This window comes from Rhizobium sp. YTUHZ045 (assembly GCF_051124255.1).
In the GTDB taxonomy this organism is placed as follows: domain Bacteria; phylum Pseudomonadota; class Alphaproteobacteria; order Rhizobiales; family Rhizobiaceae; genus Rhizobium.
In genome coordinates, this window is sequence record NZ_CP101433.1 from 1039674 (window position 1) to 1064782 (window position 25109).

Annotated in this window: 22 protein-coding genes and 1 pseudogene; 12 read left to right on the top strand and 11 right to left on the bottom strand. The window is 60.3% G+C overall.

Features of this window, described 5'->3' with window-relative positions; translation table 11 throughout:
- The 3 genes from NMA58_RS27075 to NMA58_RS27085 are packed head-to-tail and all read right to left on the bottom strand — an operon-like array spanning position 1 to position 2438.
- A complete protein-coding gene (locus NMA58_RS27075) occupies positions 1 to 876 on the bottom strand; it encodes an SMP-30/gluconolactonase/LRE family protein (protein WP_434713926.1) in 876 nt (291 codons plus the stop codon).
- A complete protein-coding gene (locus NMA58_RS27080) occupies positions 873 to 1703 on the bottom strand; it encodes an NAD-dependent epimerase/dehydratase family protein (protein WP_434713927.1) in 831 nt (276 codons plus the stop codon). Before NMA58_RS27080 ends, NMA58_RS27075 begins: the two co-directional genes overlap by 4 nt.
- 21 nt (positions 1704 to 1724) lie before the next feature.
- Entirely contained in the window at positions 1725 to 2438 is a 714-nt protein-coding gene (locus tag NMA58_RS27085) for a FadR/GntR family transcriptional regulator (RefSeq protein WP_430957418.1), read from the bottom strand.
- 350 nt (positions 2439 to 2788) lie between these two features.
- Between NMA58_RS27085 and NMA58_RS27090 the strand changes: the two genes are divergently transcribed.
- The 6 genes and pseudogenes from NMA58_RS27090 to NMA58_RS27115 all read left to right on the top strand — a co-directional run bounded on the left by NMA58_RS27090 (position 2789) and on the right by NMA58_RS27115 (position 10053).
- Complete coding sequence (locus NMA58_RS27090; RefSeq protein WP_434713928.1) at positions 2789 to 4726, top strand: ABC transporter substrate-binding protein; 1938 nt, start codon at positions 2789 to 2791, stop codon at positions 4724 to 4726.
- Positions 4727 to 4842: 116 nt separating this feature from the next.
- Positions 4843 to 5829 (top strand): ABC transporter permease, encoded by a 987-nt coding sequence (locus NMA58_RS27095; protein WP_285194484.1) that lies wholly within the window; start codon positions 4843 to 4845, stop codon positions 5827 to 5829.
- A gap of 9 nt (positions 5830 to 5838) precedes the next feature.
- A complete protein-coding gene (locus NMA58_RS27100; protein WP_434713930.1) occupies positions 5839 to 6960 on the top strand; it encodes an ABC transporter permease in 1122 nt (373 codons plus the stop codon).
- 7 nt (positions 6961 to 6967) lie between these two features.
- A complete protein-coding gene (locus NMA58_RS27105) occupies positions 6968 to 8689 on the top strand; it encodes an ABC transporter ATP-binding protein (RefSeq protein ID WP_434713931.1) in 1722 nt (573 codons plus the stop codon).
- Positions 8690 to 8730: 41 nt separating this feature from the next.
- Positions 8731 to 8853, top strand: a pseudogene (locus NMA58_RS27110) (mandelate racemase/muconate lactonizing enzyme family protein); the annotation flags it as partial.
- 12 nt (positions 8854 to 8865) lie between these two features.
- Complete coding sequence (locus NMA58_RS27115; protein WP_434714416.1) at positions 8866 to 10053, top strand: galactarate dehydratase; 1188 nt, start codon at positions 8866 to 8868, stop codon at positions 10051 to 10053.
- Positions 10054 to 10161: 108 nt separating this feature from the next.
- On the opposite strand, the gene NMA58_RS27120 is transcribed toward NMA58_RS27115, so the two are convergent.
- From NMA58_RS27120 to NMA58_RS27150, 7 genes are all read right to left on the bottom strand, one after another.
- Positions 10162 to 10734: an NADPH-dependent FMN reductase gene (locus tag NMA58_RS27120; protein ID WP_430957423.1), complete on the bottom strand. Its 573-nt coding sequence runs from the start codon at positions 10732 to 10734 to the stop codon at positions 10162 to 10164.
- A gap of 82 nt (positions 10735 to 10816) precedes the next feature.
- Complete coding sequence (locus NMA58_RS27125; RefSeq protein ID WP_430957424.1) at positions 10817 to 11482, bottom strand: nitroreductase; 666 nt, start codon at positions 11480 to 11482, stop codon at positions 10817 to 10819.
- A gap of 195 nt (positions 11483 to 11677) precedes the next feature.
- Positions 11678 to 12031 carry an ArsR/SmtB family transcription factor gene (locus tag NMA58_RS27130; RefSeq protein ID WP_434713932.1) on the bottom strand — a complete coding sequence of 118 codons (354 nt, stop codon included), beginning with the start codon at positions 12029 to 12031 and terminating at the stop codon, positions 11678 to 11680.
- A gap of 183 nt (positions 12032 to 12214) precedes the next feature.
- Positions 12215 to 12907, bottom strand: a complete 693-nt coding sequence (locus tag NMA58_RS27135; RefSeq protein WP_430957426.1) for a response regulator transcription factor — start codon at positions 12905 to 12907, stop codon at positions 12215 to 12217.
- A gap of 1 nt (position 12908) precedes the next feature.
- A complete protein-coding gene (locus NMA58_RS27140; protein WP_064812570.1) occupies positions 12909 to 13286 on the bottom strand; it encodes a response regulator in 378 nt (125 codons plus the stop codon).
- Between the two features lie 2 nt (positions 13287 to 13288).
- The gene (locus NMA58_RS27145) at positions 13289 to 13930 is read right to left on the bottom strand and encodes a response regulator transcription factor (RefSeq protein WP_430957427.1); all 642 of its coding nucleotides are present in this window, start codon (positions 13928 to 13930) and stop codon (positions 13289 to 13291) included.
- The gene (locus NMA58_RS27150; protein WP_434713933.1) at positions 13927 to 17565 is read right to left on the bottom strand and encodes a PAS domain-containing protein; all 3639 of its coding nucleotides are present in this window, start codon (positions 17563 to 17565) and stop codon (positions 13927 to 13929) included. Before NMA58_RS27150 ends, NMA58_RS27145 begins: the two co-directional genes overlap by 4 nt.
- Before the next feature lie 300 nt (positions 17566 to 17865).
- On the opposite strand from NMA58_RS27150, the gene NMA58_RS27155 reads away from it, so the two are divergent.
- The 3 genes from NMA58_RS27155 (at position 17866) to NMA58_RS27165 (ending at position 19321) form a co-directional block, all read left to right on the top strand.
- A complete protein-coding gene (locus NMA58_RS27155; protein ID WP_430957429.1) occupies positions 17866 to 18618 on the top strand; it encodes an SDR family oxidoreductase in 753 nt (250 codons plus the stop codon).
- 68 nt (positions 18619 to 18686) lie between these two features.
- Complete coding sequence (locus NMA58_RS27160; RefSeq protein WP_064693019.1) at positions 18687 to 18920, top strand: AbrB/MazE/SpoVT family DNA-binding domain-containing protein; 234 nt, start codon at positions 18687 to 18689, stop codon at positions 18918 to 18920.
- Positions 18917 to 19321, top strand: a complete 405-nt coding sequence (locus tag NMA58_RS27165) for a type II toxin-antitoxin system VapC family toxin (RefSeq protein WP_430957430.1) — start codon at positions 18917 to 18919, stop codon at positions 19319 to 19321. The genes NMA58_RS27160 and NMA58_RS27165 overlap by 4 nt, the downstream gene beginning before the upstream one ends.
- Before the next feature lie 197 nt (positions 19322 to 19518).
- Here NMA58_RS27165 and NMA58_RS27170 read toward each other — a convergent pair whose 3' ends face one another.
- Complete coding sequence (locus NMA58_RS27170; RefSeq protein ID WP_097600604.1) at positions 19519 to 20622, bottom strand: LacI family DNA-binding transcriptional regulator; 1104 nt, start codon at positions 20620 to 20622, stop codon at positions 19519 to 19521.
- 326 nt (positions 20623 to 20948) lie between these two features.
- On the opposite strand from NMA58_RS27170, the gene NMA58_RS27175 reads away from it, so the two are divergent.
- The 3 genes from NMA58_RS27175 to NMA58_RS27185 all read left to right on the top strand — a co-directional run bounded on the left by NMA58_RS27175 (position 20949) and on the right by NMA58_RS27185 (position 24589).
- Positions 20949 to 21911 carry a sugar-binding protein gene (locus NMA58_RS27175; RefSeq protein WP_097600605.1) on the top strand — a complete coding sequence of 321 codons (963 nt, stop codon included), beginning with the start codon at positions 20949 to 20951 and terminating at the stop codon, positions 21909 to 21911.
- Between the two features lie 74 nt (positions 21912 to 21985).
- Complete coding sequence (locus NMA58_RS27180; protein WP_434713935.1) at positions 21986 to 23527, top strand: sugar ABC transporter ATP-binding protein; 1542 nt, start codon at positions 21986 to 21988, stop codon at positions 23525 to 23527.
- 36 nt (positions 23528 to 23563) lie between these two features.
- Entirely contained in the window at positions 23564 to 24589 is a 1026-nt protein-coding gene (locus tag NMA58_RS27185) for an ABC transporter permease (RefSeq protein ID WP_097600606.1), read from the top strand.
- Positions 24590 to 25109: the final 520 nt, after the last annotated feature.

Genomic DNA, 25109 nt, shown 5'->3' on the forward strand with positions numbered 1-25109 from the left:
TCAGCCGAAACGGAAGGGCGGCAGCCCCTCCGCATCGACATCGAAGGCGATGACCGTGCCCGCCTCGAAACGTCCGGTGCGGTCGCTCGACAGGCTCGTGACGTAGAGGGTGCTGAAATCCGGCCCTCCGAAACACGGCATTGTCGGTGCTGCGACCGGCAGAATGTAGATTTCGACGATTTCGCCTTCGCTCGATATCCGGTTGAGGCGGCCGGCGGAAACGCCGGCGCTCCAGTAGAATCCGTCGCGATCGGTCGTCGCCCCGTCCGGCCGCCCTTGTTCCTCCGTGAAACTGCGAAGGCGGCGTCCCTCGCCGAGCTCGCCCGTTGCGGGATCGAAATCGAAGGCTTGCAGAAAACACTGTCGGCTGTCGGAGTGATACATCCGCCGGCCGTCCGGCGACCAGGCAAGGCCGTTGGAACTCGTTAGCCCCGTTGCGACGGTCCGGGTGCTGCCATCGGCGCCGACGCGGAAGAGCGCCGCATCATTCACCTGCGGCTTGGCCTCGCTGATCGAGCCGACCCAGAAATGCCCATCCGGGCCAACCTTGCCGTCGTTGAGACGGCCATTGATGTCGCGCCCGACCGGATCGCAGAGAAATTCGATATCGCCTGAGACAGAATCAAAGAGATGGACGCCCGTCTGCAGACCAACGATGATCCTGTTGTCGCCGCAGAGCCCGAGGCTGCCGACCGCAGCCGGCATCTCGAAGCGATCGACCTTGCCTTGCGGGGAAAGCCGCAGGATTGCCGGCGCCAGGATGTCGACAAGCCAGAGAGCGCCGGTTTCCTCGTCCCATACCGGCGATTCACCGACCGTCAGCGGTTGCTGCAGCACGGAACGGATCTTCGGTTCAATGATGCGCGGCGCCGTCACGAGACCGTCTCCAGATCTTTGACGAGGCCCTCGGCATCGCGCATGCGGATGTTGCCGTCGTGATTGAATTCGCAGAAACCGCCGCCCTGGAACGAGCGGGCGACCCGCCCCTCCGCTCCGTCCTCGATACGGGCGTGATCACGCGGCCGATCCTGCGGCTGATAGCCAAGCCGCGTCGCCAGATCATTGTCCCACCATTTCGTGTCGGTGTCGGAAACACCGTAAACAACCGTTGCGGCGATCTGCGGATGGGTGAGGCCGATCCGCACCAGTTGCGCCAGATCCCGGGCGCTGATCCAGATCGCGATCGTGCGCTCGCTGTTTGGGTAGGTGCCGGCATTGCCGATGCGGATGGAAAGGGAGCGGATGCCCGATGTGTCGTAATAAAGTCCCGCCACCAGTTCGCCCCAGCATTTGGAAAGTCCGTAAGGACTGTCCGGTCGCATGGGATCGAGCGGCGAAATGACCTCGCCGCGCGGATAAAAGCCGGTCGCATGGTTGCTTGAGGCGTAGACGACCCGCTCGACCTTATTGATTCGGGCGGCTTCGTAGAGATTGTAGGTGCCGAGCACATTCGCCTGCAATATCGCGTTGATATCAACGCCGCCCGCAAGGCCGGCGAGATGAACGACACCGTCGACGCCGCCCAAAGCGGCCGTTGCCTCTTCGAGCTTTGACAGATCGGCGCGGACGAAGCTTTCGTTCTCGCCCAGATCCGTAGGCTCATGAATATCGATCAGGCGGAGATGCTCAACATGCTGCCGGAGGAACGGGCGCAACAGCGTCCCGACACGTCCGGCGGCGCCCGTCATTGCGATCCGTCTCATCGTCCTTCCTCCCATTGTCGTTCACACTCCCTGGAACATGCGGGCGCGCGCATTCAGTATGTGTCTCTTCATCGCGTCATGCGCTTCGGCCTCCCGTCGCGCGAAGATCGCCTCCACGATGACCGCATGCTCGTCCTGAACGCTGCGGATCTGCTCCGGCGTCCGTTTCAGGCTCAGGCTTCGCGTTACGGAATGGCCGATGGCGAAATGTGGCTTGAACCATTCGCGCACGGTGATGTGAAACTGATTGCCTGTCGCCATCGCGATCGCGTCGTGAAGGGCCTGATCTTCGTCGGCGCCGAGTTCGCCGTTCCTCAGACATTGTTCGATCGCAAGAAGCGCCTCCGTGATCCGCTCCTTGTCGGCCGGCTGCCAGTTTCGCGCGGCAAGCTCCGCAGCTTCGGCCTCGAGACCTGCGCGGAATTCGAAGAACCGCTGGACATCGGCAAGCGAGCCGACCGGGACCATTTTCAGCATCGACGAATCCGGCCGCTGCCGGACATAGGAACCAGAGCCCTTGCGGGAAACGACGAGGCCATCGGCTCTCAGACGTTCGAGCGCTTCTCGCACAACGGGTCTTGATGCGCCGAAATCGGCGGCAAGTCTCGTTTCCGACGGCAGCCGTTCGTTGACAGGAAAATTGCCGTCCGCGATCATCCCTACGATCTTCTCGTAGATGATGTCGCTGAAGCGCGTTGCGCCCCGGTTCGAAACGGCATCGACTGCAAACGTCATTATCGCTCTTTTCTCCCCCGCCAAGTGACGAATTCGCCCCATCGGCTCTTCGCCCGGCGAGCAGAAGCCGGATATGCCTACTCGACCATGCGCCGGGATGATGTCGCGCCGTCACCGGCCGCGATGCGGCCTGTATACAGCTTCTGACAGGTCTGTCTTCAATCCCTATCCAAGGCAGGATTGCCAATGGGTTGGCGTCGTGTTTGATGCGGCATGGCTATCGAATCTGTAATTATCTGTCAACTCTTGTAATCATTTGAGAACGTGTCTATGGTTTCGTTCCAGCGCCGAGGAGGGCGCAAAACGGCAGGTCGGGAGCCGCCTGTGCCGGCATAAAAGGGGAGGAATCGATGCCCAATGAAATTCTGTCTCGCGGTGTCACCCGCCGCGCCGTTCTCGGCGGCATGGCTGGTGCTGCAGCACTGTCCATCGCCGGTCGTGCCTTCGCCGCCGGTGGGGAAGCGCCTGCGCTGGCGCAACTGGTCAAGGACGGCAAACTGCCGCCGCTGGCCGAGCGCCTGCCGAAGAAGCCGATGGTGGTAACGCCGTTCGAGAAGGTCGGCACCTATGGCGGCACGTTGCGCCGCGGCCTGCGCGGTTCATCCGACCATAACGGCATTCTGCGCATGGTCGGCAACCAGAGCCTCGTGCGCTGGAATCTGGAATTCACCGCCGTGCAGCCGAACCTCGCCGAGCGCTGGGAAGTCAGCGACGACGCGACGCAATTCACCTTCCATTTGATCGAAGGCGTGCGCTGGTCCGACGGCCATCCTTTCACCGCCGACGACGTTGTTTTCGCGATCGAAGACTGCGTGAAGAACACCGAGCTTTACAGCGCGACGCCGGCGCAGCTTGCCGTTGCCGGTAAGCCGGTCACGGTCGAAAAGATCGACGATTATACGGTGAAATTCACCTTCGCGGCGCCCAACGCGCTTTATCTCGAAAACCTTGCCACGCCACTCGGCCAGCATCCGACGCTCTTCCCGAAGCATTATTGCAGCCAATTCCTGCCGAAATACAATCCCAACATCGAAGCCGATGCCAAGAAGGCGGGCGTCACTAGCTGGACGGAGCTCTTCCGCAGCCGCTGCGGTGACATCGAGATTCCGACGCGCTGGGGCAACGTCGACAAGCCGACGCTCGATCCCTGGGTCGTCAAGGAGCCCTATGTCGGCGGCGCCACGCGCGTCGTCATGGCCCGGAACCCATATTTCTGGCAGGTCGATACGGCAGGCAACCAGCTTCCTTACATCGATGAGATCAATTTCGGCATATCGCAAGACGTCGAGTCGCTGATGCTCAACGTCATCTCCGGAAAGATCGACATTCAGGAACGTCACATCAGCGTCCTGGCCAACAAGCCGACGCTCTCCCAGAACATGCAGAAGGGCGATTATCGCCTATTGACGCTCGTGCCTTCCGCCTCGCAACAGTGCCAGATCTACTTCAACATCACCCACAAAGATCCTGCCATGCGCAAGATGTTTGCGGATAAGTCGTTCCGACAGGCGCTCTCGATCGGCATCAATCGCCAGGAACTCATCGACATCGTGTATTTCGGGCAGAGTGAGCCTTATCAGGCCGGGCCGCGTCCGACCCATCCGTGGTATCACGAGAAATATGCGCGTCAATTCACCGAATACGACGCCGACAAGGCTGGCGCGATGCTTGATCAGGCCGGCTATAAGAAGGGGCCCGACGGCTTTCGCCTTCGGCCCGACGGTCAGAAGGTGTTCTTCTCGGTCGACGTCATTCCGACGCTTTATCCCGATCTCGTCGATGCCCTGGAACTGGTCAAGACGCATTGGTCGCAGATCGGCATCGACATGAAGGTCAATACGATCGAGCGGGCGCTCTATTATACCCGCGGCGACGACAATGCTCATGATGCGCAGGTGTGGCCGGGGCCGGGCGGGCTCGACCCGATGCTCGACCCGCGCGATTTCTTCGCCTTCCATCCGCAGGGTTCGCGTTACGCCATTCCGTGGACGCTCTGGTATACGTCAAACGGTGCGCGCGGCGAGGAGCCGCCGGAAAGCCAGAAGAAGCGTATGAAGCTGTTCGACGAAGCGCGTTCGACGGCCGATCTCGACAAACGCGGCGCGATCATGAAGCAGATCTTCGACATCGCCGCGGAGGAATTCGAGACCGTGGGCCTTTGTCTTGCCGTCGGCGGCTTCGGCATCATCCGCAATAATCTGCGCAATGTTCCCGAGAAGCAGCCGGATAGCTGGTCCTGGCCCAATCCGGGACCTGCGATGCCGCAGCAGTTCACCTTCACGAGCTGATTTTGATGAAGCGCCGTCCCGACGGTACGGCACTTCCTTCGGTTCGCCTTCCGATGCCTTGCCGGGGATGAGAGCCGGTAAGGCCCGGAGGGCGGTACTCAATGCAAGAGGCGCCCATGCTGGTCTTTATCGCCAAACGTTTGCTGTGGATGATTCCATCGCTCTTTGCCGTCAGCTTCCTCGCTTTCGTGCTGATCCAGCTGCCGCCGGGCGACTATGTCACGACCTATATTGCGACGCTGGCGGCTTCCAACGAAATCGTCGATCAGAACACCGCGGCACAATTGCGCGAACGCTTCGGCCTCGATGACCCGATGCTCATCCAATATTTCAAATGGATATGGGGCATCCTCTCGCGCGGCGACTTCGGCATTTCCTTCGAATGGCAGCAGCCGGTGTCCGATCTGATCTGGGAGCGTATGGCGCTGACACTGGTTCTCGCTCTTTCGACATTGATCGCCACCTGGGCAATCGCGCTGCCGATCGGCGTCTTTTCCGCCGTCCGCAAATATTCGATCGGGGACTACTTCTTCACCGCCTTCACCTTCTTCGGCCTGGCCGTTCCGTCCTTCCTGCTGGCGCTGGTGCTGATGTATATCGCGGCGGTCGAATTCGGCCAGGACGTCGGGGGATTGTTTTCGCCGCAATATGAGAACGCGCCCTGGAGTTTTGCAAAGATGGGCGATCTCTTCTCGCATCTCTGGCTTCCCGTCATCATTCTTGCCGTGTCCTCGACGGCGAGCCTCATCCGCGTGATGCGCGCCAATATGCTCGACGAACTGCCGAAGCCCTACGTGACGACGGCGCGGGCAAAGGGGCTCTCGGAGTTCCGGCTGCTGATGAAATATCCTTTGATGATCGCCCTCAACCCGTTCATCTCGACGATCGCCTGGTTGCTGCCCAATCTCATCTCCGGCTCGGTTGTCGTCGCCATCGTCCTCAATCTGCCGACCGCGGCGCCCTTGCTGCTACAGGCGCTGATGGCCCAGGACATGTATCTGGCGGGCGCCTTCGTTCTGCTGATCTGCGCGCTGACGCTGATAGGCTCTCTGATCAGCGACATCCTGCTTGCGCTGGTCGATCCCCGCATCCGGTTGGAATAGGAGCCCGATATGGCCGACATCGCCGTCACAAATATTCAGCCGGACCGCGCCGCCGTCGCATCCCAGTGGCAGCTGATCTGGTGGGCTTTCCGCCGGCATCGGCTAGCCATGGTGGCGCTCGTCGTCACCGTGATGATGTACATCGTTGCCCTGGTTCCCGGCTTCTTCGCCATCAACGATCCCAACCTGCAAAATGCGCGGGCGACCTTTCACCCGCCGCAGAAAGTGCATCTGATCGATACCGAGGACGGGTTTTCCTTCGGTCTGCATTATTATCCGATGAAGCTGACCCGCGATCCGGAAACTCTCGCCGCCATCTTCAAGGAAGACACGACCAAGCGAATCGACATCCAGTTCTTCGGGCGCGGCTATGAATATTCCGTGTTCGGTCTGTTCAACACCAACATCCATCTGATCGCCTCGCCCCACAAGACGACGCCGCTGCTTCTCTTCGGTGCCGATCGGCTTGGGCGCGATGTCTTCAGCCGGACGGTGCAGGGTTCGCAGGTGTCGCTGTCGATCGGCCTCGTCGGCGTCTTCCTGTCGTTGATGCTCGGCATCGTGATCGGCGGCATCTCCGGATATTACGGTGGCCGCATCGATTTCTTCATGCAGCGTGTGATAGATTTCGTGCTGTCGCTGCCGACGATACCGATCTGGCTCGCCATGGCTGCGGCGCTGCCGCAGGATTGGCCGGCGACGCTGCAATATATGATGATCACGATCATCCTGTCGCTGACCGGCTGGGCCCAGCTTGCCCGCGTCGTTCGCGGCCGCTTCCTGTCCCTGCGCACCGAGGAATTCGTCGCCGCCGCCAGACTGGATGGCGTTCGCGAAGGCCGCATCATCTTTCGCCACATGCTGCCGAGCTTTGCCAGCCATATCATCGCTTCGATCACGCTCGCGGTGCCGGCGATGATCCTGGCCGAAACCTCTCTTTCCTTCCTGGGCCTCGGGCTGCAGCCGCCGACAATCTCCTGGGGCGTGCTTTTACGCGAGGCCCAGAACATTCGCTCGATCGCCACGGCGCCCTGGCTCTTCCTGCCGGGCTGCGCGGTCGTGGTCGCCGTCATGGCGCTCAATCTCCTCGGCGACGGCCTGCGCGATGCGGCCGATCCCTACAACAAATGAGGACGGCATGACCGACATCGTTCCCATTGCCGGCAGGCCGCTGCTCGAGGTGAAGAACCTCACCGTCGAATTCCCGCTGCGCACCGGCGTCTTTCGCGCCGTCAACGACCTGTCCTTTACAATAGAGCCGGGCAAGACGCTCTGCGTGGTCGGTGAGAGCGGATCCGGAAAGTCGGTGACGGCGCGCTCGATCCTGCAGATCGTCGATGCGCCCGGTCGCATCGCCGGCGGCTCGATCACACTGAACCATCCGAAGGGCGGCTCGATCAATCTAACCAGCCTCAATCCGCGCGGGCGCCAAATCCGCGCAATCCGCGGCCGCGATATCGCCATGATCTTCCAGGAGCCGATGTCGTCGCTGTCGCCCATCCATACTGTCGGCAACCAGATTATCGAGGCGCTTCGCCTTCACACCAGGATGAGCAAGGCCGAAGCGCGAGCGGAAGCCATATCGCTGCTCAAACAGGTTGAAATTCCTGCCCCTGAGAAAGCGCTGGATCGATATGCCTTCCAATATTCCGGCGGCATGCGCCAGCGCGCGATGATAGCCATGGCGCTCGCCTGCAAGCCGCAGCTGCTGATCGCCGACGAGCCGACCACGGCCCTCGACGTGACGACGCAGGCCGAAATTCTCGACCTGATCGCCCGGCTGCAGAAGGCCAACGGAATGGCCGTTCTCTTCATCACGCATGATATGGGCGTCGTGGCGCAGATCGCCGACGATGTGCTTGTGATGCACAATGGCGTCGCCAAGGAATATGCGCCGGTCGAGCAAATTTTTCACGCACCGAAAGACGACTATACCCGCATGTTGATTGGTTCGGTGCTGAAGCTGGAGCAGAAGGCTGAGATTCGCCTGGCGCGCCCGCCGCTGGACAGGACGAAAGCGCCGATCCTCGAACTGCGCAACGTGTCGATGGATTTCGGCGAAGTGAAAGCGCTGAACGACGTCTCCATTTCGCTTCTGCCCGGCGAGACACTCGGCATTGTCGGCGAAAGCGGATCCGGCAAGACGACGATGGGCCGCTCGATCATGCGGCTGCTCGATCCAACCGCCGGCGAAATCCTCTATCGCCGGGCCGATGGCGGCATCATCGACCTGGCAACGGCAAAAGGTCAGACGCTTGCCGCCGCGCGCCGCGAATTGCGCATGGTGTTCCAGGACCCCTTCGGCTCCCTCAATCCGCGCATGACCGTCTCCCAGATCATCGGCGAGCCGTTGTTGGTCAACGGCATGGCCAAGGGGAGGGCGCTGGACGAGCGCGTCTGCCACCTTATGGAGCAGGTCGGCCTTGATCCCAGGGCGCGCGAACGTTATCCGCACGCCTTCTCCGGCGGCCAGCGTCAGCGTATCGGCATTGCCCGCGCCATCACCCTCAATCCGCGCGTCATCGTCGCCGATGAGGCGACCTCGGCGCTCGACGTCTCCGTGCGCTCGCAGGTGCTCGATCTCCTAATGCGCCTGCAGGACGAACTCGGGCTCGCCTACATCTTCATCAGCCATGACATCGGCGTCATCCGCTACATGTGCGACCGCGTCGGCGTCATGTACAAGGGCCAGCTCGTCGAAATCGGCGAAGCGGAGAAGGTTTGCCGCACGCCAGAGCACGCCTACACGCAAGCGCTCATATCAGCCATTCCGCGCCCCGATCCACGGGACCGCGATCATTCGCGGCGCTTCCGCTATGTCGCTCCAGACAGTCTGAGGAACGGGAGCTCGCAGCGATGAAGATCACCGGTATCAGAACTTTTCTCATGCATGTCGGTCAGCCGAGCGGCGGCAATGTCTCCGTGGCGGTGCCGGAGACCTCGGGTTCCGACAATCCCGGAACCTACAACGAGCATCTCTACGTGCAGACGCGCGTGGCGCGCCGCAGTTATTTCAATCGCTAGAAGGACAGAATGATGAAGATCGACCGCATGCGGGTGTTCATGACCCGCGACAAGGACCGGCCCCGCGTGATCGTCGCACTCGATACCGACGACGGTCTGACGGGCTGGGGCGAATGCTACAATCACGGCCCCGACAAGGCGCTGCCGCCGCTGCTCGACTATCTCTACGCCTTTCTCTCCGGCCAAGACCCGACACGCGTCGATTATCTCGTCAACCTGCTAATCCAGCAGAGCCGCTTCCCGCCTGGCGCACTTGGCCTTGCCGCGATTTCCGCGCTCGACCATTGCCTGTGGGATTTGGCGGCCAAGGCCGCGAATGTCCCGGTCTACAAACTATTAGGTGGCGAGGTACGCGACCGCATCAAGGTCTATGCCGGGGTCTATACCGCCCCCGACGCGCCCGCTGCTCGCGACGAGTTCGATCGCCTGAAAGAGGAATGGGGGTTCACGGCCTTCAAACTCAGCCCCTGGCGTATCGACATGCATGCCCATCGTTGGGGGAATGTCGTGAAAGCCTCGGCCGATTATTTCCGCTCGCTGCGCGAGACGGTCAATGACGAATACGAGATCGCCTTCGATGCTCATGCAAAGATTTTCGAACCGATCGCCGCAAGGCAACTCGGCAATGCACTGGCGCCCTATGATCCGCTGTTCTACGAAGAGCCGCTGCGTCCGGAGAATATCGATGCCTGGGGCGATCTGAAACAGGGGCTCAACTGCGTGCTGGCCACCGGCGAGTCGCTTTATAACAGGAACGAATTCCTGCGGCTGCTGCAGGTCAAGGGCGCCGATCTGATCCAGCCCGACATCTGCGTCGTCGGCGGCATCAGCGAAATGCGCCGCATCGCCACGCTTGCCGAAGCCTATTTCGTCGGTGTCGCTCCGCACAACCCGATGGGACCGCTGGCGACGGCGGTCAATGTGCATTTTTCGGCCGCGGCCCAGAACTTCCGCATCCTCGAATACCGGCTGCCAAAGGGCCAAGCCTATGTCTACGGCGGCCTCGATATCGAGAAGCGGCAGGGGGAAACCCGCTATGTGGTCGATCCCTATCTGCCGAAGAACGGCTATCTCGAGCTGCGCCCCGACCGGCCCGGCTGGGGCGTCGAGATGGACGAGAAGGCAATGGAGGAGGAAGGCTATATCCACTGGCAGCGGCGTGTGCCGAAGCGGCCGGACGGCTCCTATGCCTTCGCTTGAGGGCGTGACACGCTAAATGAGAGCTGGCCGCCGGATTGACGCGGCCAGCTTCCGCGGGGCGACGTTTGCCGGCATTGCATGAACATCGCGATCCAGTTCCATGCGCCTCTAGGCGTCTTTCGGCAGCACTGAGCGAACCCTCGCGATGAAGACGTGGAAGTCCTGCATGAACGTTCGCAGGAAATCGGCGGTGCTCTCGTTCGTGACCTCGCCGTCATCGGTGATCAGCCCTGGAGTGAATTGGATGTAGGCTTCCGGCGCATTCATCTGCGGAGAGTTGCAGAAACTGAGCACGCTGCGCAAATTCTGCTGGGCCACGGCTGTGCCAATCGCGCCCGGCGATGTGCCGATCACCGCCGACGGCTTGCGTGTAAACGAGTTGGTGCCGTAGGGACGGCTCGCCCAGTCGATTGCGTTTTTCAGCCCGCCGGGGATGGATCGATTGTATTCGGGCGTCACGAACAGCACGGCGTCGACGGCCGCGATTGCCGCCTTGAATGCCCTGCCGGCCGGAGGGTAATCGGCGTCGTAATCGTAACTGTAGAGTGGCAGGTCCTTGAAGGATATCTCTGACATTTCAAGTTCCCGCGGGGCGACGCGCACCAACGCCTTGGCGAGCTTGCGGTTGATCGAACCCTTGGCGAGGCTGCCGATAAGATAACCTACTTTATGCGTGGTCATGGCGTTCTCCAGTATCCCGCATGATAAAGGACATATCATACGCGGAATTCTCGATGGGGTCTCTGTCCTTTGGGTCAAGCAACTATTCGCCGATAAACGTGACCGTCTCGGCCAGCGGGGCGCGGCCCGTGCGGGCGTAACTTACCGTAGGGTCTTCGTAGCCGATCGACATGCCGCAGAAGAGGATCAGCCCATCGGGCGGCGACAGTACCTCTGCGACCGTCTCGCGAACCTGCGACCATGCCATCTGTGGGCAACTGTGCAGTCCTTCGGCGCGAAGCAGCAACATGACGGTCTGCAGATACATGCCGACGTCGGCCCATTGGGGTAGGCCAAGGTCGCGGTCGATGTAGCAAAACAGGGCGGCTGGCGCGCCGAAGCAGTTCCAGTTGGCGATTGCTGCCCGCTGGCGCGCCTCCCAATCCTCGCGCGCAATGCCGAGTGCGCTGTAGCGTTCCTTGCCGAAGGCGGAGCGGCGCTCGCCGTAGGGTGGCTTCAGCACGGAGGGGTACATCTCATACTGCCGCTTGTCCCAGGCGTCGCCATGCGCCACGCGCTCGACGGCTGATGTCTTGAGTTCGGCCAGCGGCGCGCCGGTCATCACGTAGGTATTCCACGGCTGGATGTTCGATCCTGACGGGGACCATGCCGCGGCAGCCAGCACCCGCTCAAGTATTTCCATCGCCACAGGCTGGTCTTTAAATCCGCGCACCGACCGTCGGCTTGTGACTGCCTCATATACGTCCATGATCGCCTCCATGCGCCGGGCCGTTCGTTCCGTTCCCGATGTGGTTCATTATCTCCATTCGCAATGGAGGCGTAATCACACCGTGGTCTAGGAGGCGTACATCAAACGTACATCAGCGATCGACGCGGTCGAAGGGCATGTCAGCAGAATTGGAGACCAATCATGAGCGGCAAGATCAGCGTTCCGCCATTGGCGTCAGGTGCCGACGGCTCGGGCACGTTCTGCCGCCGTACGGCGATGAGATCCGAAGATGTCCGCGAGCGTATCGAGCATTGCCCTGACCCCGTCAGATTGAAGTGAATAGTAGATCGTCTGCGCAGCTCTTCGTGTTTGCACGAGTTCCTGGTCTCGAAGAATTGCCAGATGCTGAGACGTCGAAGATTGGCTCAATCCCACTTCGTCAGCCAGGACTGTTACGGACATTTCTCCTTCGCTCAACAGATGCAGAATGTGAAGCCGTTTGGAATTCCCGATAGCCGACAGGAAGGTTGCTTCGGTGTCGAAGGCATTGGTTTTAGGGGAAGGCGCGACTGACGATTGATTGTTCAAGGCGAGATCTCCTTTGGGGAACCAAAGCCGGGTACGGTGTCATATCCCCGAACTTTAATTTAGAGATAACGCAAGCGTGCGGGGCCGAAACCCATTGCCGGCGCCGCATCGTCTTTTTTGGCGTGAATCGGATACGGCGTGCATCAAATGGACAGCCGGCGTTCTTGGCACCTTGATTAAAAGCTAACGCGCCCCCGCCTGACGCATCTGCGCCGGCAATGTTTCCCAGGCCCGGATCAGTTCGCCGATCGAGGCGGCCTCCATCTTGTGCATGACGTTGCTGCGATGCAGCTTGACCGTCACTTCGCTGATGCCGAGATCGAAGGCGATCTGCTTGTTGAGGCGCCCGCGTGCGACTTCGTGCAGAACCTCCCGCTCGCGCTGCGTCAGCGTCTCCAGCCGTTCGATATTGCGATTGGCGATCGCCGCTTCCGCTCGTCGTTCGCTGTCCATTGAAATGGCGGCGGTTACGGCATCAAGCAGCGTCTGATCCCGCGCCGGCTTAGTGAGGAAATCCACGGCGCCGGCTTTCATCGCCTGGACGGTCATCGGGATATCTCCATGGCCGGTCAGGAAGATGATCGGCTTGGCAATGCCGTTCTCGGCCAGATGGCTCTGCAGATGGAGACCGCTTGCCCCCGGCATGCGCACATCGAGGATCAGGCAGCCGGGTCTGTTCAATATATCCGCGTCGAGCAGTTCGCGCGTCGAAGCAAAGCTGACCGGCTGAAAACCGGCCGACAGGATCAGCTCCGACAGCGCCTCGCGAATGGATGCGTCGTCGTCCACGATCATGACGAGCGGCTGATCCTCTTCACGTTCACGCTGCGCTGACAAAGGCGCCGATCTACGAACGAACGGCTGGTCAACCCTCATGTCACCCTCCATCTCTCGATTTGTGTAAGGCATTGGCGATGGCCGCGATCAGGGCCTGGGCATCGAATGGCTTGCGGAAGAATCCGCCGGCGCCTTGAGCGCGGCCCTGATCTGCGATCTCGTGGCGACCCGTAATCAGGAAAACCGGCAGCTCCGGGCGTGACTTCCTGACGAGATCGCGGAGTTCGAAGCCGTCGATGCCGGGCATTCCGATATCGGTGATGAGCAGATCGAGGTCCGACAGTCCGTTGACGAGCAGCGAGCCTGCCGACGAGAAGCCGCGGGCTACATAGCCCGCCGATTCCAGAAGGTCGCTCATCGATTCAAGGAGTCTTGGATCGTCATCGACAATTGCCACGACATGTCTTGTCTTGTTCATGTTCAATTCCCTCCCACCCGGCGCGAGTGGGTTATCGGTATTTCCAGTTTCTCCGCGATGCGCACGAGGTCGGCGAGCGATGCCGCCGCCATCTTCTGCATCACGTTTCTTCTGTGGATCTGCAGCGTGACTTCGCTGATCCCCAGTTCTGCCGCCGCCTGCTTGTTGAGAAGGCCGCTGACGACGAGCGGCAACACCTCGCGTTCACGCGGTGTCAGGTCGAGATAGTGTTGCCTCAGCATGCCGAGTTCGGCGCGCTCGGTCCTCTTTTCCCGATCCTGGGCGATCGCCGCCTGGATTGCCGTCATCAGGTGCTCGTCGCTGAACGGCTTCGTCAGGAAATCCACCGCGCCGCGCTTGATGGCGCGCACGGAGGAGGGGATATCGCCATGTCCGGTGATGAAAACGATCGGCGGATGATCGCCGTCGGCTATCTGCCTCTGCAGGTCGAGGCCGTTGATATCGGGCAGTTCAATATCGAGGATGAGGCAGGCGGGGACATCCGGCTTGTCCGCTTTCACATAGTTGCAGGCCGACTCGAAGGCGATGGCGCGTATGCCATGCGAGTCCAGCAGCTCGCCGAGCGCCTCGCGAATGCGTTCATCGTCGTCGACGATGAAGACAATATGGTCGTCCGCCGTCATGACGCCACCTGTGTTTCAATGGGCAATGTGAAGATCAACGTTGCTCCGCGCGGATTGTTCTGCTCCGCCCACAACCGTCCGCCATGCAGTTCGACAATCGAGCGGCAGATCGCCAGGCCCATGCCCATGCCGTCTTCCTTCGTCGTGAAGAACGGCTCGAACATTTTTTCGGGAAACTCAATCCCCTGGCCACGATCGCTGATTTCCGTCTGTACGGCATTGCCGATGTGACGCACGCGCACCTCGATCACCCTGTCGCCGGCAATGGCCTCCATTGCCTCCATGCCATTGCGGATGAGATTGATCAGAACCTGTTGGATCTGGGTGCGATCGACGGAGATCGGCGGGAGGTTGCCGTCGATCTGCAAAACCATGCGGGCGTGACGGCGCGCCATCTCGTCAGCCATGAGGTTGCGCCCTTCGTTGACGATGTCTGGCATCGTCGTATGAACCCTCCTGTCTGCGGATTGTTTGAACAGGGCGCGGATGCGGCTGACGACATCCGCGGCCGAGTTGGCGTCCCGAATGATGCGCTCGATTGTCCTTTGGGCACGCTCCATGTTCGGCGGTTCGGCCATGAGCCAGCGTTGGCAGGCGTGTGAGTTTGCGACGACGGCAGCGAGCGGCTGGTTCACCTCGTGGGCGATGGAGGCCGAAAGCTCGGCAAGGCTCGCGACCTGGCTCGCTCGCGCGAGACCCTCTCGCGCCTGACGCAGATCTTCCTCCGCCCGAACCTCGCCGTCGATATCGAGGCAGATGACATTCCATTGGACGATGGCGCCTTCGGCATTGCGCATCGGCGCAGCGCGCGTCTCGACCCAGCGGTATTCGCCGTCGAACCGCCGCAGGCGATGCCTGCGCGCATAGGGCTCACCGGTGCGCAATGAATGGGCGTAGTTCTCCTTGACCCCTGCCACGTCGTCGGGATGAACGCCGGCATCGAGCGTGCCGTCCAGCCGGCTTTTTCCCGTTCCATCAAGCGCTTCGAGCCTGTATCCGAGGAAGTCGCGCAGCTGTGGATTGCGATAGACCGGCTCCCCATCCGGCGCCGCGCAATCGATCATTGCTGGCAGCGTTTCAACGATCTGCCAAAGCGAACGCTCTCTCTCGCGCAACTCTTGCTCGATGCGCAATTGATCGTCGATGTCATGCGTCAGGCCATACCACTGAATAATCTGCCCGCTCTCGTCCCTGAGCGGCTCGGCGCTGCCTCTGACCCAGCGATAGACGCCGTCAGCGCGCCGCAGGCGATATTGCTTCGAGAAACGCTCGCCGGTGGCGAAGGAATGCTTCAGCGCCTCGGAAAGGCTCTCCGCATCGTCGGGATGGATGGCGGCTTCTATTATGGCGGACAGCCGGTTCGTGCCGGGCTTTTCTGGGTTTGCAATGTCCGGGCCGAGAAAATTGATCAGCCGCTTATTGAAGAAAGTCGGCTCGCCATCCGCATTCAAGCGCCAGAGAAGGCTCGGCACGATGTCGACGAGCTGCGACAGCTCCCGTTCCCGCTCGCGCAGTGCCTGTTGCGCTCGCACCTCGTCATCGATATCGACCGCAGCGGCATACCATTGCACGATCGTTCCATTTTGATCCCGCAACGGCTCTGCGCGCCCCTCCATCCACCGATACGCACCGTCGGCGTGGCGCCGGCGATACTTTATCGTATAGGGCTCGCCGGTCGCGAGCGCACGACCGAGCACCTCGCGCATGCGAGGTCCATCGTCGGGATGCACGGTTGCTCCGATGAGCACCGCCAAACGGCTGAGATCGGGTTTGTCCCAGGCTGCGACATCATCCATCCCGATGGATTGCAGGGTGCGCCTGCTGAAGAAGGTTGGCTCGCCATTCGGCGCCATGCGGGCAATGTGAACCGGAACCATGTCGACGAGCTGTGACAGTTCGCGCTCGCGGTCACGTAGTGCCTCGAGCGCACGCACTTCTTCGTCGACATCGAGGGAAACGCCGTACCATTGCACGACCTTGCCGTCGTCGTCCCGCCGCGGCTCCACCCTGCATTCCGCCCAGCGATAGACGCCGTCCTTTTCAAGCCAGCGAAACCGCATCGCGGTGCCGCTGCCGCTTTCGAAGCATTTGCGCAGCGTGCGCTGAACGTCGGGCGCCTCATCAGGATGGATCAGTTGCTGCAGCAACTCGTCGATGCGGGGTTCGCCGTCGGCGTCGAAATCGGCGATGACGGCGCGGAAGTGATCCTGATAGCGTTTGTTGAAGTAGATTGATCCGCCCGCCGACTCCACGCTCCAGATGCGGACAGGAACGGCGTCGATCATCTGCTGCAACTGCTGTTCGCTCCGGCGCAGCGTCTCTTCGGCATGGACTTGATCGTCGATATCGTGACAAAGCCCGTACCACTGAACGATGCTTCCCGCCTGATCGCGCATCGGCTCGGCGCGACTCGACATCCAGCGATAGACGCCGTCGGCGCGGCGCAGCCGATACCGCATGGCGAAATTGTCGCCCGCGACGAGGCAATGGCTGAGCGACTCTCTGAACGCCGCGGTGTCATCGGGATGAATGATGGCTTGAAGGACTGCTTCCAGGCGGCTCATATCCGGCTTGCCGGCATCGGCCACGTCAAGGCCGAGGAAATCAACCATGCGCTTGTTGAAGAAGGTCGGCTCGCCCGCGGGCGTCAGACGCCAGACATGGCTCGGAACCATGTCCACCAGTTGCGATAGCTCGCGCTCCCGTTCGCGCAATGCGTCAACGCTTTGTCGCAACGAAAGCGACGCCAGTTGATGCTGGCGGGATATGGCCGCGACGATGAGCGCCGAAAGCGCCGAGATGGCCAGAAAAAGCTGCAGCATGATCTGCTTGTGTTTCTGGGACTCCGGATCGCCCGCGAATTGACCGGCGCCGGTTATCGTGAAGACCGCCGTAATCAGTGCCAGCAGCACGAGCGATATTGCCGCGCCCTTGAACTCGAAGCGGACTGCCGCCCACAAAAGAGGCGGCATGATGATATAGGCGAACGGAAGGTAGCCGCTCAGGGAAAGCACGGCGACGGCGAGGAAGATGAGGCCGAGAACGCAAGCCTCCATCCATTGCGTGGTCGACAGCTGCGGTCTGCCCCGCCAGCTGTGGAGCACGACGAGCGCCAGCGGCGCCAGGATGAGAACGCCGGTCGCATCGCCGATCCACCAGAGAGGCCATGCCGTCAGGAAGGATTGCGAGAGGATGCTAAACCACGCGAGCGTTGCGCTTCCGATGGTGGCGCTGACGATCGGAGCAATCCCGGCGCCGAGCGCTACAAAAGTCAGCACCTCCTGCAGGCTTTCCAGCCGCACAGGCCGCTGCAGAGTGCGGTTCACGAGCCAGGCGCCGGCCACCGCTTCCAGAGCGTTGCCGACATAGATCAGGAAGGCGGCAAGCGGTGGACTGTGAAACCACAGGACATTGCTGAACATCTCCGCCAGGCAGCCGCCCAGCACCCACGAGGGCCAGCTGTATCCGGAACTGAGAATAAGCGTCGCGATGAAAAGCCCGCTCGCCGGCCAGATGGAAATGCCGGTTCCAGGCACGATCGCCAGAGATTGGGCGAAGCCGCAGGCGAGCACATAGGCGAGGAAGAAAAGCCCCAGACGCGGGAATGGCGGGCGGTGCAACCAGACCCTCTCCATCAACCGCTCCGGCCGGACAGGCAAAGCCTGGGGATCGTCAGTGTTTCCTACAGCAGTTGTTTTCCACTTCGGGGCCGGCGCGCTCATATTGGAACCGTAATCCTGGCGCACCACAACCGCAACTCATGGAAACCCATGCATTGCGCGGGAATGTAAGCGATGGAGCATTCTGGACTTTGGGCTGGCTCCGCTATGCCTTGCGTCTCGAACGTCCGACCTCAAGCATGATGGAAGCCGTCCGGCGCTGCGGTCAATCTCCGTCGGCGCAAGCATACAGACGATGCAACAGAGGATGCCGAGATGAAAATCATGGTAGCGGGAGCAAACGGCCTCATCGGAACGCAACTGACGGCGGATCTACGGCGTTCGGGCCACGACGTCACGGCGGCATCTCCGTCGCTCGGCGTCGATACGGTGACTGGCAAGGGCCTGGAAGCGGCAATGACATGTGCCGACGTCGTTGTCGATGTGACCAATGCCGCCTCCTTCGGCGACAGTTCGGCGCTCGATTTCTTCAAGGCATCGACGAAGAACCTGCTCGCAGCCGCGGCGGAATCCCGCGTCCGGCACTATCTCGCGCTTTCCGTCGTTGGCACGCCGCGCCTGGTCGAAAGCGATTATTTCCGCGCGAAGGCGGTGCAGGAAAATCTCATTCGAGCTTCAACTCGCCCCTACACGATCCTCCGCTCGACCCAGTTCTACGAATTCATCAACGGCGTGATCGACATCGGTGCCGAAGGCAACGTCGTTCGCTTGCCTCCGGCCTCCGTGAGGCCGATCGCAGCTCGTGAAGTCGCGGCATTCCTGGCGGAACTGGCAACAGGACATCCCTTGGGCAACATCATCGAGATCTGCGGCCCCGAACAATTCGCCATCGACGACGTCGCCCGCATCTATCTCGCCGCCAACGAAGACCAGCGGCAGGTGATAACCGATCCCTCCACCTCGTATTTCGGGGTCGAACTGACAGGTGACGTGTTGCTGCCTCATGTCGGCGCGCGCGTGGCGACCCAGAAGCTCTCCGAGTGGCTCTACCGATCGATGGCGGCTTAGCGGCCATCTTGAATTCTGCCGAATGAAGTAATACCTTCTTCTTGGAGAGTATTACAAAGGCGTTCGCTATGACCACCACCGTTACTGCGAAAGGGCAGGTGACCATTCCGAAGCCTGTACGGGACATGCTCGGCATCGTTCCTGGCAGCCAGGTCGATTTTCATCGTGCTGCCGACGGCAGTGTGGTTCTAACGCGCGCCGACAAGAAGCGGCCGGCGAGCCGCTTTGAGAAACTGCGCGGCCATGCCGGCAAGGGCCTCGATACCGACGCTATCATGGCTTTAACGCGCGGCGAAACGTGACCCTTGTTGATACCAATGTGCTCCTAGACCTCGTAACCGACGACCCGGAATGGTCGGACTGGTCTATTGCGCAGCTGGAAGCCGCGAGTATCGAGGGCCCCCTGCTTATTAACGATGTAGTCTATGCCGAACTTGCGGTTCGATACGACAGGATCGAGGCGCTGGAAGCCTTTGTTGAACAGGCTGCCCTCGAGATGACGCCGATGCCGAGATCCGCTTTGTTTCTCGCCGGGAAGGTTTTCACGCAATATCGCAAAGCAGGCGGTACGCGCACCGGCGTGCTTCCCGATTTCTTCATAGGCGCTCATGCCGCCGTGCAGCAGCTGCCGCTCCTGACGCGAGATGGCGGCCGCTATCGCAGCTATTTCCCCTCGTTGAAATTGATAGCGCCCAGTTCGTGAGGCGAAGACCTGCGTTATGGCAGAATTCATCAAATCTCCTGCAGCGGCGGCTCAAGCTTTTGCGGCGGCTCCAACACTGTCGGCCGGTTTGGTCTTCGCACCAAAGGATGAAGCCTATTGAATAACTAGAGAATGATGCAGACCCAGACGAGGGATCATGCTCCATCCGTGCAGTGCCCGCCGGCTCGACCTCCAGTCTATCGCGGCCCATGCGCCCCATCGAAGATATGCCGCGCCTTGGCCCTCGGCGCAGCGACGGAATGACGATTGACCAGCGAGCATTCGAGCTTCGTAATTGGATAGCGCTTGCCGGGCATGGTCTGCAGGTTGAGATGTTCAATCGCCCACTGACCCATGGCGAGGTGCGGAAGGACCGAAGTGGTCAAGGCCGGTACCAGATGTCTCGAAATTTCTTCGTCGTCGTAACCGACCACCGACATGTCCTGGGGAATGCGAAGCCCGGCATCTTTGAGCGCTTCGTAGCATCCCACTGCAGTGCGGTCGTTCTGGCAGAAGATCGCGGTCGGGGGTTCCTGCAAAGCAAGCAATTGCATCGTAGCGGCGTAGCCGGCACCGGCCGACCAGTCGCCTTCAACGACCAATTCTGGATCGAAGGGTATGTCGGCGGTCGCTAGTGCACGGCGGTATCCCGTCAGCCGGTCTTGTGCAGCCTGCATCCAGATCTCACCGGTGATCGTCCCTATGCGATGGTGGCCGTGCGTGATCAGATGCCGGGTGGAGCTCTGGCCTCCGGCGATTTCACTTGGCACTACGGCTGGAAAGGCATGATCCGCCGTGTAGCAGTTCAACAATACCGTCGGGATGTTGAGTTCACAGACATAAGAGGGGAGTTGGACCTCTCTGGTATAGATTGTCATGTATATGAGTGCGGATATGCCCCCGTTCGTCAGCGCCCTGATTGCTTTTGGCTCCATGACGGGATCACCGAGCGTTTGGGTAACCAACAGCACGTTGCCCGTATTCCACGACGCTTGGCGGGCGCCCTCGATCGCGACGATCGCTTCCGGGCTGGTAGCGAGCTGATCCACGGCGAAACCGATCACGTTGTCCAGGCCCGAATAAGAGGCTTTCATGGTATAGCTTGTCCCCATGTAGCCGAGGGCGCGCGCTGCCTCCAATACGCGGTCGCGAGTCTGCTGTGAGATGCGGGTGCCGGGCGTGTCGTTGAGCACGAAGGAAACAGCAGCCTGTGAGCAGCCGGCCGCCGCGGCAATGTCCATCATGGTCACGCGGGCGGGCTTATCCATTTCAGGATTCTTTTGGGTCTTAGGCTTTCGCATTCGGGGGAAAGATCTCCGGATCTTGGAAGAAGTTGCGTTTTAGGAAATTAATATTAGCACTTATCCGAAAGTGCTGGCAATCGCGCGAGCACCTGCAACGCTTGGCAATCCTCACTTTGGAACTTCATTCTCGCTATTCCGCGATGAAATGTTTTGATGCGCATTGATAATACTATTTACTAATTAAGATTCTTGTATACCGTCAGAGGGCGATCGGAACCTATGCCACTCGTCGCTTTTGCGGCGGCCCTAGGAGGGGGCGCGCATTCGGCCGGCCGTAAATCGCAAACGGGCCCATGCGACTGCGGCCCCTCGGGAGGTATATTATGAAACAGCTGAAACGGAATGCAGCCTTGTTCCTTGCCGGGCTGATGCTGAGCGCGGCGCCGATTGCAGTATCCAATGCCGCCGACAAGCCGACTCTTGCTTTCGTCGTCAACGGAGCGTCTGACTTCTGGAAAGCTGCGGAAGCGGGCGTGAAGAAGGCCCAGGCCGAATTGCCAGATTACCAACTGGAGCTTAAGTACCCTGAGCAGGCATCGGTAGCCATCCAGCAGCGCCTGATGGAAGACCTGGTCAGTGCTGGCGTCAAGGGGATCATGGTTTCCGCAGTCGATCCCAAGACTCAGACCGAGGGCTTGAACAAGATCGGCTCACAAACAGCTCTCTTCACGACCGACAGCGACGCGCCGCAGACCAACCGCGTCGCTTATATCGGCTCATCCAATATCGACGCCGGTTTGCAGGCGGCCGAAATCGCGAAGAAGGCAATGCCGGATGGCGGCAAGTGCATCGGTTTTGTCGGGCTCCTCGGCGCCGATAACGCCAAGGAACGCATTCAGGGCATGAAGGACGGACTTAAGGGCACGAAGATCGAGCTGACGGATGTGCGCGGCGACGATATCGACCAGACACGCGCAAAAAAGAATGTCGAGGATGCGCTGGTGGCCAGCCCGGACGTGACCTGCATGGTCGGCTTCTACTCTTATAACACGCCACGCATCTATGAGGCGCTGCGCGACGCCGGAAAGCTTGGTCAGATCACTGTCGTCGGCTTTGACGACGATCCGATCACGCTCGGCGGCGTCAAAGAAGGCACGGTCGCGGCAACCGTCGTGCAGCAGCCATTCGAATGGGCTTATCAGGGGATGAAGCTGATGGCCGCCTACCTCAAGGGCGACAAGTCCGGTATTCCCAGCAACGGCTTGATCATCATTCCGACAGTGATCATCGGCAAGGATGACGTCGATAAATATGCCGCTAACCTGAAGGCCATGGCTGGAAAGTAATTCTCTCTCGCGGCGGGGTACTCCCCGCCGCGAAAGACGTTTCATGCCGCAGCACCCGCAGTCATGGACAGGCAATGAATCATAGCTCAGACATCCCGTCACCGGACGCGCCTGCAACGCCGTTCCTTTCGCTTTCCGGCGTTGGCAAGACTTTTCCAGGCGTCGTGGCGCTTGACGGGTTGTCGCTCGATATCGTGCCGGGAGAGGTCATCGGCTTGGTCGGCGAGAACGGGGCCGGAAAATCGACGCTGATGAATATTCTTGGCGGCGTGATCTCTCCCGATCGGGGCACGATCCTGCTCGATGGCGCAGAGCTTCGCCACCTCACCGTGGAGACGAGCATCGCATCCGGCATCGCTTTTGTGCATCAAGAACTCAACCTTTTTGACAATCTCGACGTCGCCGCCAATATCTTCCTGGGCCGTGAGCCGTTGAAAGCGGGACCTTTCAAGTTTGTCGATCGCGCTCGGCTTCGCGAGATGGTGACCCCGCTCTTGAAGCGTGTGGGGGCACATTTTTCCGCCGATACACCCGTTGCTGCGCTTTCCCTTGCCGAACAGCAGATGGTGGAAATCGCCAAGGCACTGTCGATCAAGGCCAGGCTTGTCATCTTCGACGAACCCACGTCCAGCCTCCCCCTGGCCGAAACCGAGCGGCTCCTGAACATCATCAAATCGCTGAAAGCGGATGGTATCAGTGTGATCTTCATCTCGCACCGTCTCCACGAGGTTGAGCGCGTAGCGGACCGGGTAGTCGTATTGCGCGATGGCACGCTCGTCGGTACGCTCGCCAAGATGGACATTGGCCATGATCAGATGGTCAAGCTGATGATCGGCCGGTTGCTCGCGGCCCGGACGGCAAAACCGCAGCGTTCGCCAGGCCCGGTCGCATTGAAGGTAAATGGTGTGCGCACCGAGGCCTATCCCAGCCGTCCCGTTGACCTGGAAATCAGGTACGGAGAAATCCTGGGGCTTGCAGGCCTCGTCGGATCTGGCCGCACCGAGCTTGCAAGGGTACTCTTCGGCATCGACCGGAGTTACGGCGGAGCCATTCTGCAGGACGGACGCCAAATTGCGATCGGTTCTGCTCGGGACGCTGTCGCCCGCGGCATCTTTCTGGTGCCTGAGGATCGCAAGCGCAATGGCATTCTTCTTGATCTTCCGATCGCCCAGAACATCACCCTTGCCGATCTTCCCAGGATTTCTAGCCGCTTCATGGTCTCCGCTGAACGGGAGATCGAGGCCGCTGAAAAGCAGCGTGTTCGTCTCGGTATCAAAGCGCCCTCCGTTTCGACGCGAACCGGCACTCTGTCCGGTGGCAACCAGCAGAAGGTGGTTCTGGCCAAATGGTTGTCGATGAGCCCGAGGGTAATGATCTTCGATGAGCCAACACGCGGCATCGATATCGGCGCGAAGAACGAAATCTACGGCCTGATGCGAGCGCTTGCGGATGCCGGTGTCGCGATCCTGATGATCTCCAGCGACATGGAAGAGGTGATTGGCGTTTCTGACCGCATCGCCGTCATGCACGAGGGCCAGATCGCCGGCATTCTCGAAGAGGACGAATTCAGCCAGGAAAGCGTCCTTTTGCTTGCTGTCGGCAAAAGCGTAAAATAGCGGCTGCGGCCATTATGGTATCGGGGTGGGTCTCGAATGATCAAGAAAGATCTTGGACTGCTGCTTTTGATCATCGTTGTCGGCGTCGTCGTCGCCATCATCAACCCACGCTTCTTGCTGCCGATCAACCTTGCGAACACCGCCAACCTGATCGGCCTGTTCGGGATCCTGTCGATGGGGCAAGCTTTTGTCATTATTACGGGCGGTATCGAGCTTTCGGTGGGCTCGCTCGTAGCGCTTCTTGGCGTACTGTTCGTCGATTTCATTGCCGTTCAAGATATGCCCTGGACGTTGGCGTTACCGCTCATTCTCCTGCTTGGCGCAGTCATGGGCGCCGTCCACGGTTGGCTCATCACCCGGCTCAACTTGCAGCCCTTCGTCGTCACCCTTTGCGGTCTCCTGATCTATCGCGGGGCGGCGCGCTTCTATACGGCCGACGGAACGGCGGGATTTGCCTTCGGTCAGAATTTTCCGGAGCTTGAGTTTCTGACCGCGGGGCGGTTCTATGGCATTCCGAGCACCTTCATTGCCATGGTCGTCATTGCCGTAGCCATGTGGCTGGTGCTTCATCGCTCTGTCTTCGGACGTTATCTTTACGCGATTGGAAAGAACGAAGAGGCTGCTCGCTATTCAGGTATCCGGACCGACCGTTTGATTATGACGGCCTATGTCATCTGCGGACTGCTTACGGCGCTTTCGGCGATCTATTTCGCCATGTATACGCGCTCGATCTCGCCGGCCAGCCATGGCCAGTTCTACGAGCTCTACGCGATTGCCGCCGCCGTGCTCGGCGGCTTTTCACTCCGCGGCGGTGAGGGATCGATCGTCGGGGCCGTGCTGGGCACAGTCCTGTTGCAGGAGTTGCAAAACCTTGTGAACCTGCTCGGCATTCCCTCGTCGCTGAACTTCGCCGTCATGGGTGGCGTGATTCTCATCGGGGTCCTGATCGACCAACAATGGCATTCGATCCGCGCAAAGCGACGCCTTGCCTCCGCCGCACGGCAGACTGAATCCCGTCTTCCAAACGAAGGAAGCTTGCCGGTGGTTGCTAACCGGGACTAAGAAGCAGCCAGGCGGATTGTCGGCTGCTCATCAAGGACATAGTGCCATGACCACCGGTATATCGCCGCAAGCGTGGCGTTGGCCGACGCTATTTGGACGAAACCGATCGCCCATCGCCGCGGTGAAATTGCCGGTTTGCCGTACGAACGGCAAGACGGAAAGCCCCAAGCATTCTCAAACCGCACGACGCTTTGATGTGTCGTGCTGATCAACGGCAACAAAACCTGAAGGATGACCGGCTACCGTTACCTTGAGCCTGTCTGTGCCGCGGGAGCGTGCCGCAAAAACGCAATGAATTCCAAATGCATAACGAGAATGAAGGCCTTGCCCGTCGGCATCGCGAGCGGTGCGAATCACCGCCGTCCAATCCGCCAAACCTCCGCGTTTCGGAGCCCGTTTTACTGGCTCTGATGCGTGTTTTGGTTAAGCATTTGTAATCCAGCCACGAATCGCGGCATATAGTAACTGCGCAACTGAGGCGCTTTCGTTCAAAATTGCGCAGTTATTTGGGAAAACCAAT

What these genes read in the sequence shown, in the direction of transcription:
- NMA58_RS27080 (WP_434713927.1), bottom strand. Translation starts at nt 1,703, where the DNA reads ATGAGACGGATCGCAATGACGGGCGCCGCCGGACGTGTCGGGACGCTG.
- NMA58_RS27085 (WP_430957418.1), bottom strand. Translation starts at nt 2,438, where the DNA reads ATGACGTTTGCAGTCGATGCCGTTTCGAACCGGGGCGCAACGCGCTTC.
- NMA58_RS27090 (WP_434713928.1), top strand. Translation starts at nt 2,789, where the DNA reads ATGCCCAATGAAATTCTGTCTCGCGGTGTCACCCGCCGCGCCGTTCTC.
- NMA58_RS27095 (WP_285194484.1), top strand. Translation starts at nt 4,843, where the DNA reads ATGCTGGTCTTTATCGCCAAACGTTTGCTGTGGATGATTCCATCGCTC.
- NMA58_RS27100 (WP_434713930.1), top strand. Translation starts at nt 5,839, where the DNA reads ATGGCCGACATCGCCGTCACAAATATTCAGCCGGACCGCGCCGCCGTC.
- NMA58_RS27105 (WP_434713931.1), top strand. Translation starts at nt 6,968, where the DNA reads ATGACCGACATCGTTCCCATTGCCGGCAGGCCGCTGCTCGAGGTGAAG.
- NMA58_RS27115 (WP_434714416.1), top strand. Translation starts at nt 8,866, where the DNA reads ATGAAGATCGACCGCATGCGGGTGTTCATGACCCGCGACAAGGACCGG.
- NMA58_RS27120 (WP_430957423.1), bottom strand. Translation starts at nt 10,734, where the DNA reads ATGACCACGCATAAAGTAGGTTATCTTATCGGCAGCCTCGCCAAGGGT.
- NMA58_RS27125 (WP_430957424.1), bottom strand. Translation starts at nt 11,482, where the DNA reads ATGGACGTATATGAGGCAGTCACAAGCCGACGGTCGGTGCGCGGATTT.
- NMA58_RS27135 (WP_430957426.1), bottom strand. Translation starts at nt 12,907, where the DNA reads ATGAGGGTTGACCAGCCGTTCGTTCGTAGATCGGCGCCTTTGTCAGCG.
- NMA58_RS27140 (WP_064812570.1), bottom strand. Translation starts at nt 13,286, where the DNA reads ATGAACAAGACAAGACATGTCGTGGCAATTGTCGATGACGATCCAAGA.
- NMA58_RS27145 (WP_430957427.1), bottom strand. Translation starts at nt 13,930, where the DNA reads ATGACGGCGGACGACCATATTGTCTTCATCGTCGACGACGATGAACGC.
- NMA58_RS27150 (WP_434713933.1), bottom strand. Translation starts at nt 17,565, where the DNA reads ATGGAGAGGGTCTGGTTGCACCGCCCGCCATTCCCGCGTCTGGGGCTT.
- NMA58_RS27155 (WP_430957429.1), top strand. Translation starts at nt 17,866, where the DNA reads ATGAAAATCATGGTAGCGGGAGCAAACGGCCTCATCGGAACGCAACTG.
- NMA58_RS27160 (WP_064693019.1), top strand. Translation starts at nt 18,687, where the DNA reads ATGACCACCACCGTTACTGCGAAAGGGCAGGTGACCATTCCGAAGCCT.
- NMA58_RS27170 (WP_097600604.1), bottom strand. Translation starts at nt 20,622, where the DNA reads ATGCGAAAGCCTAAGACCCAAAAGAATCCTGAAATGGATAAGCCCGCC.
- NMA58_RS27175 (WP_097600605.1), top strand. Translation starts at nt 20,949, where the DNA reads ATGAAACAGCTGAAACGGAATGCAGCCTTGTTCCTTGCCGGGCTGATG.
- NMA58_RS27180 (WP_434713935.1), top strand. Translation starts at nt 21,986, where the DNA reads ATGAATCATAGCTCAGACATCCCGTCACCGGACGCGCCTGCAACGCCG.
- NMA58_RS27185 (WP_097600606.1), top strand. Translation starts at nt 23,564, where the DNA reads ATGATCAAGAAAGATCTTGGACTGCTGCTTTTGATCATCGTTGTCGGC.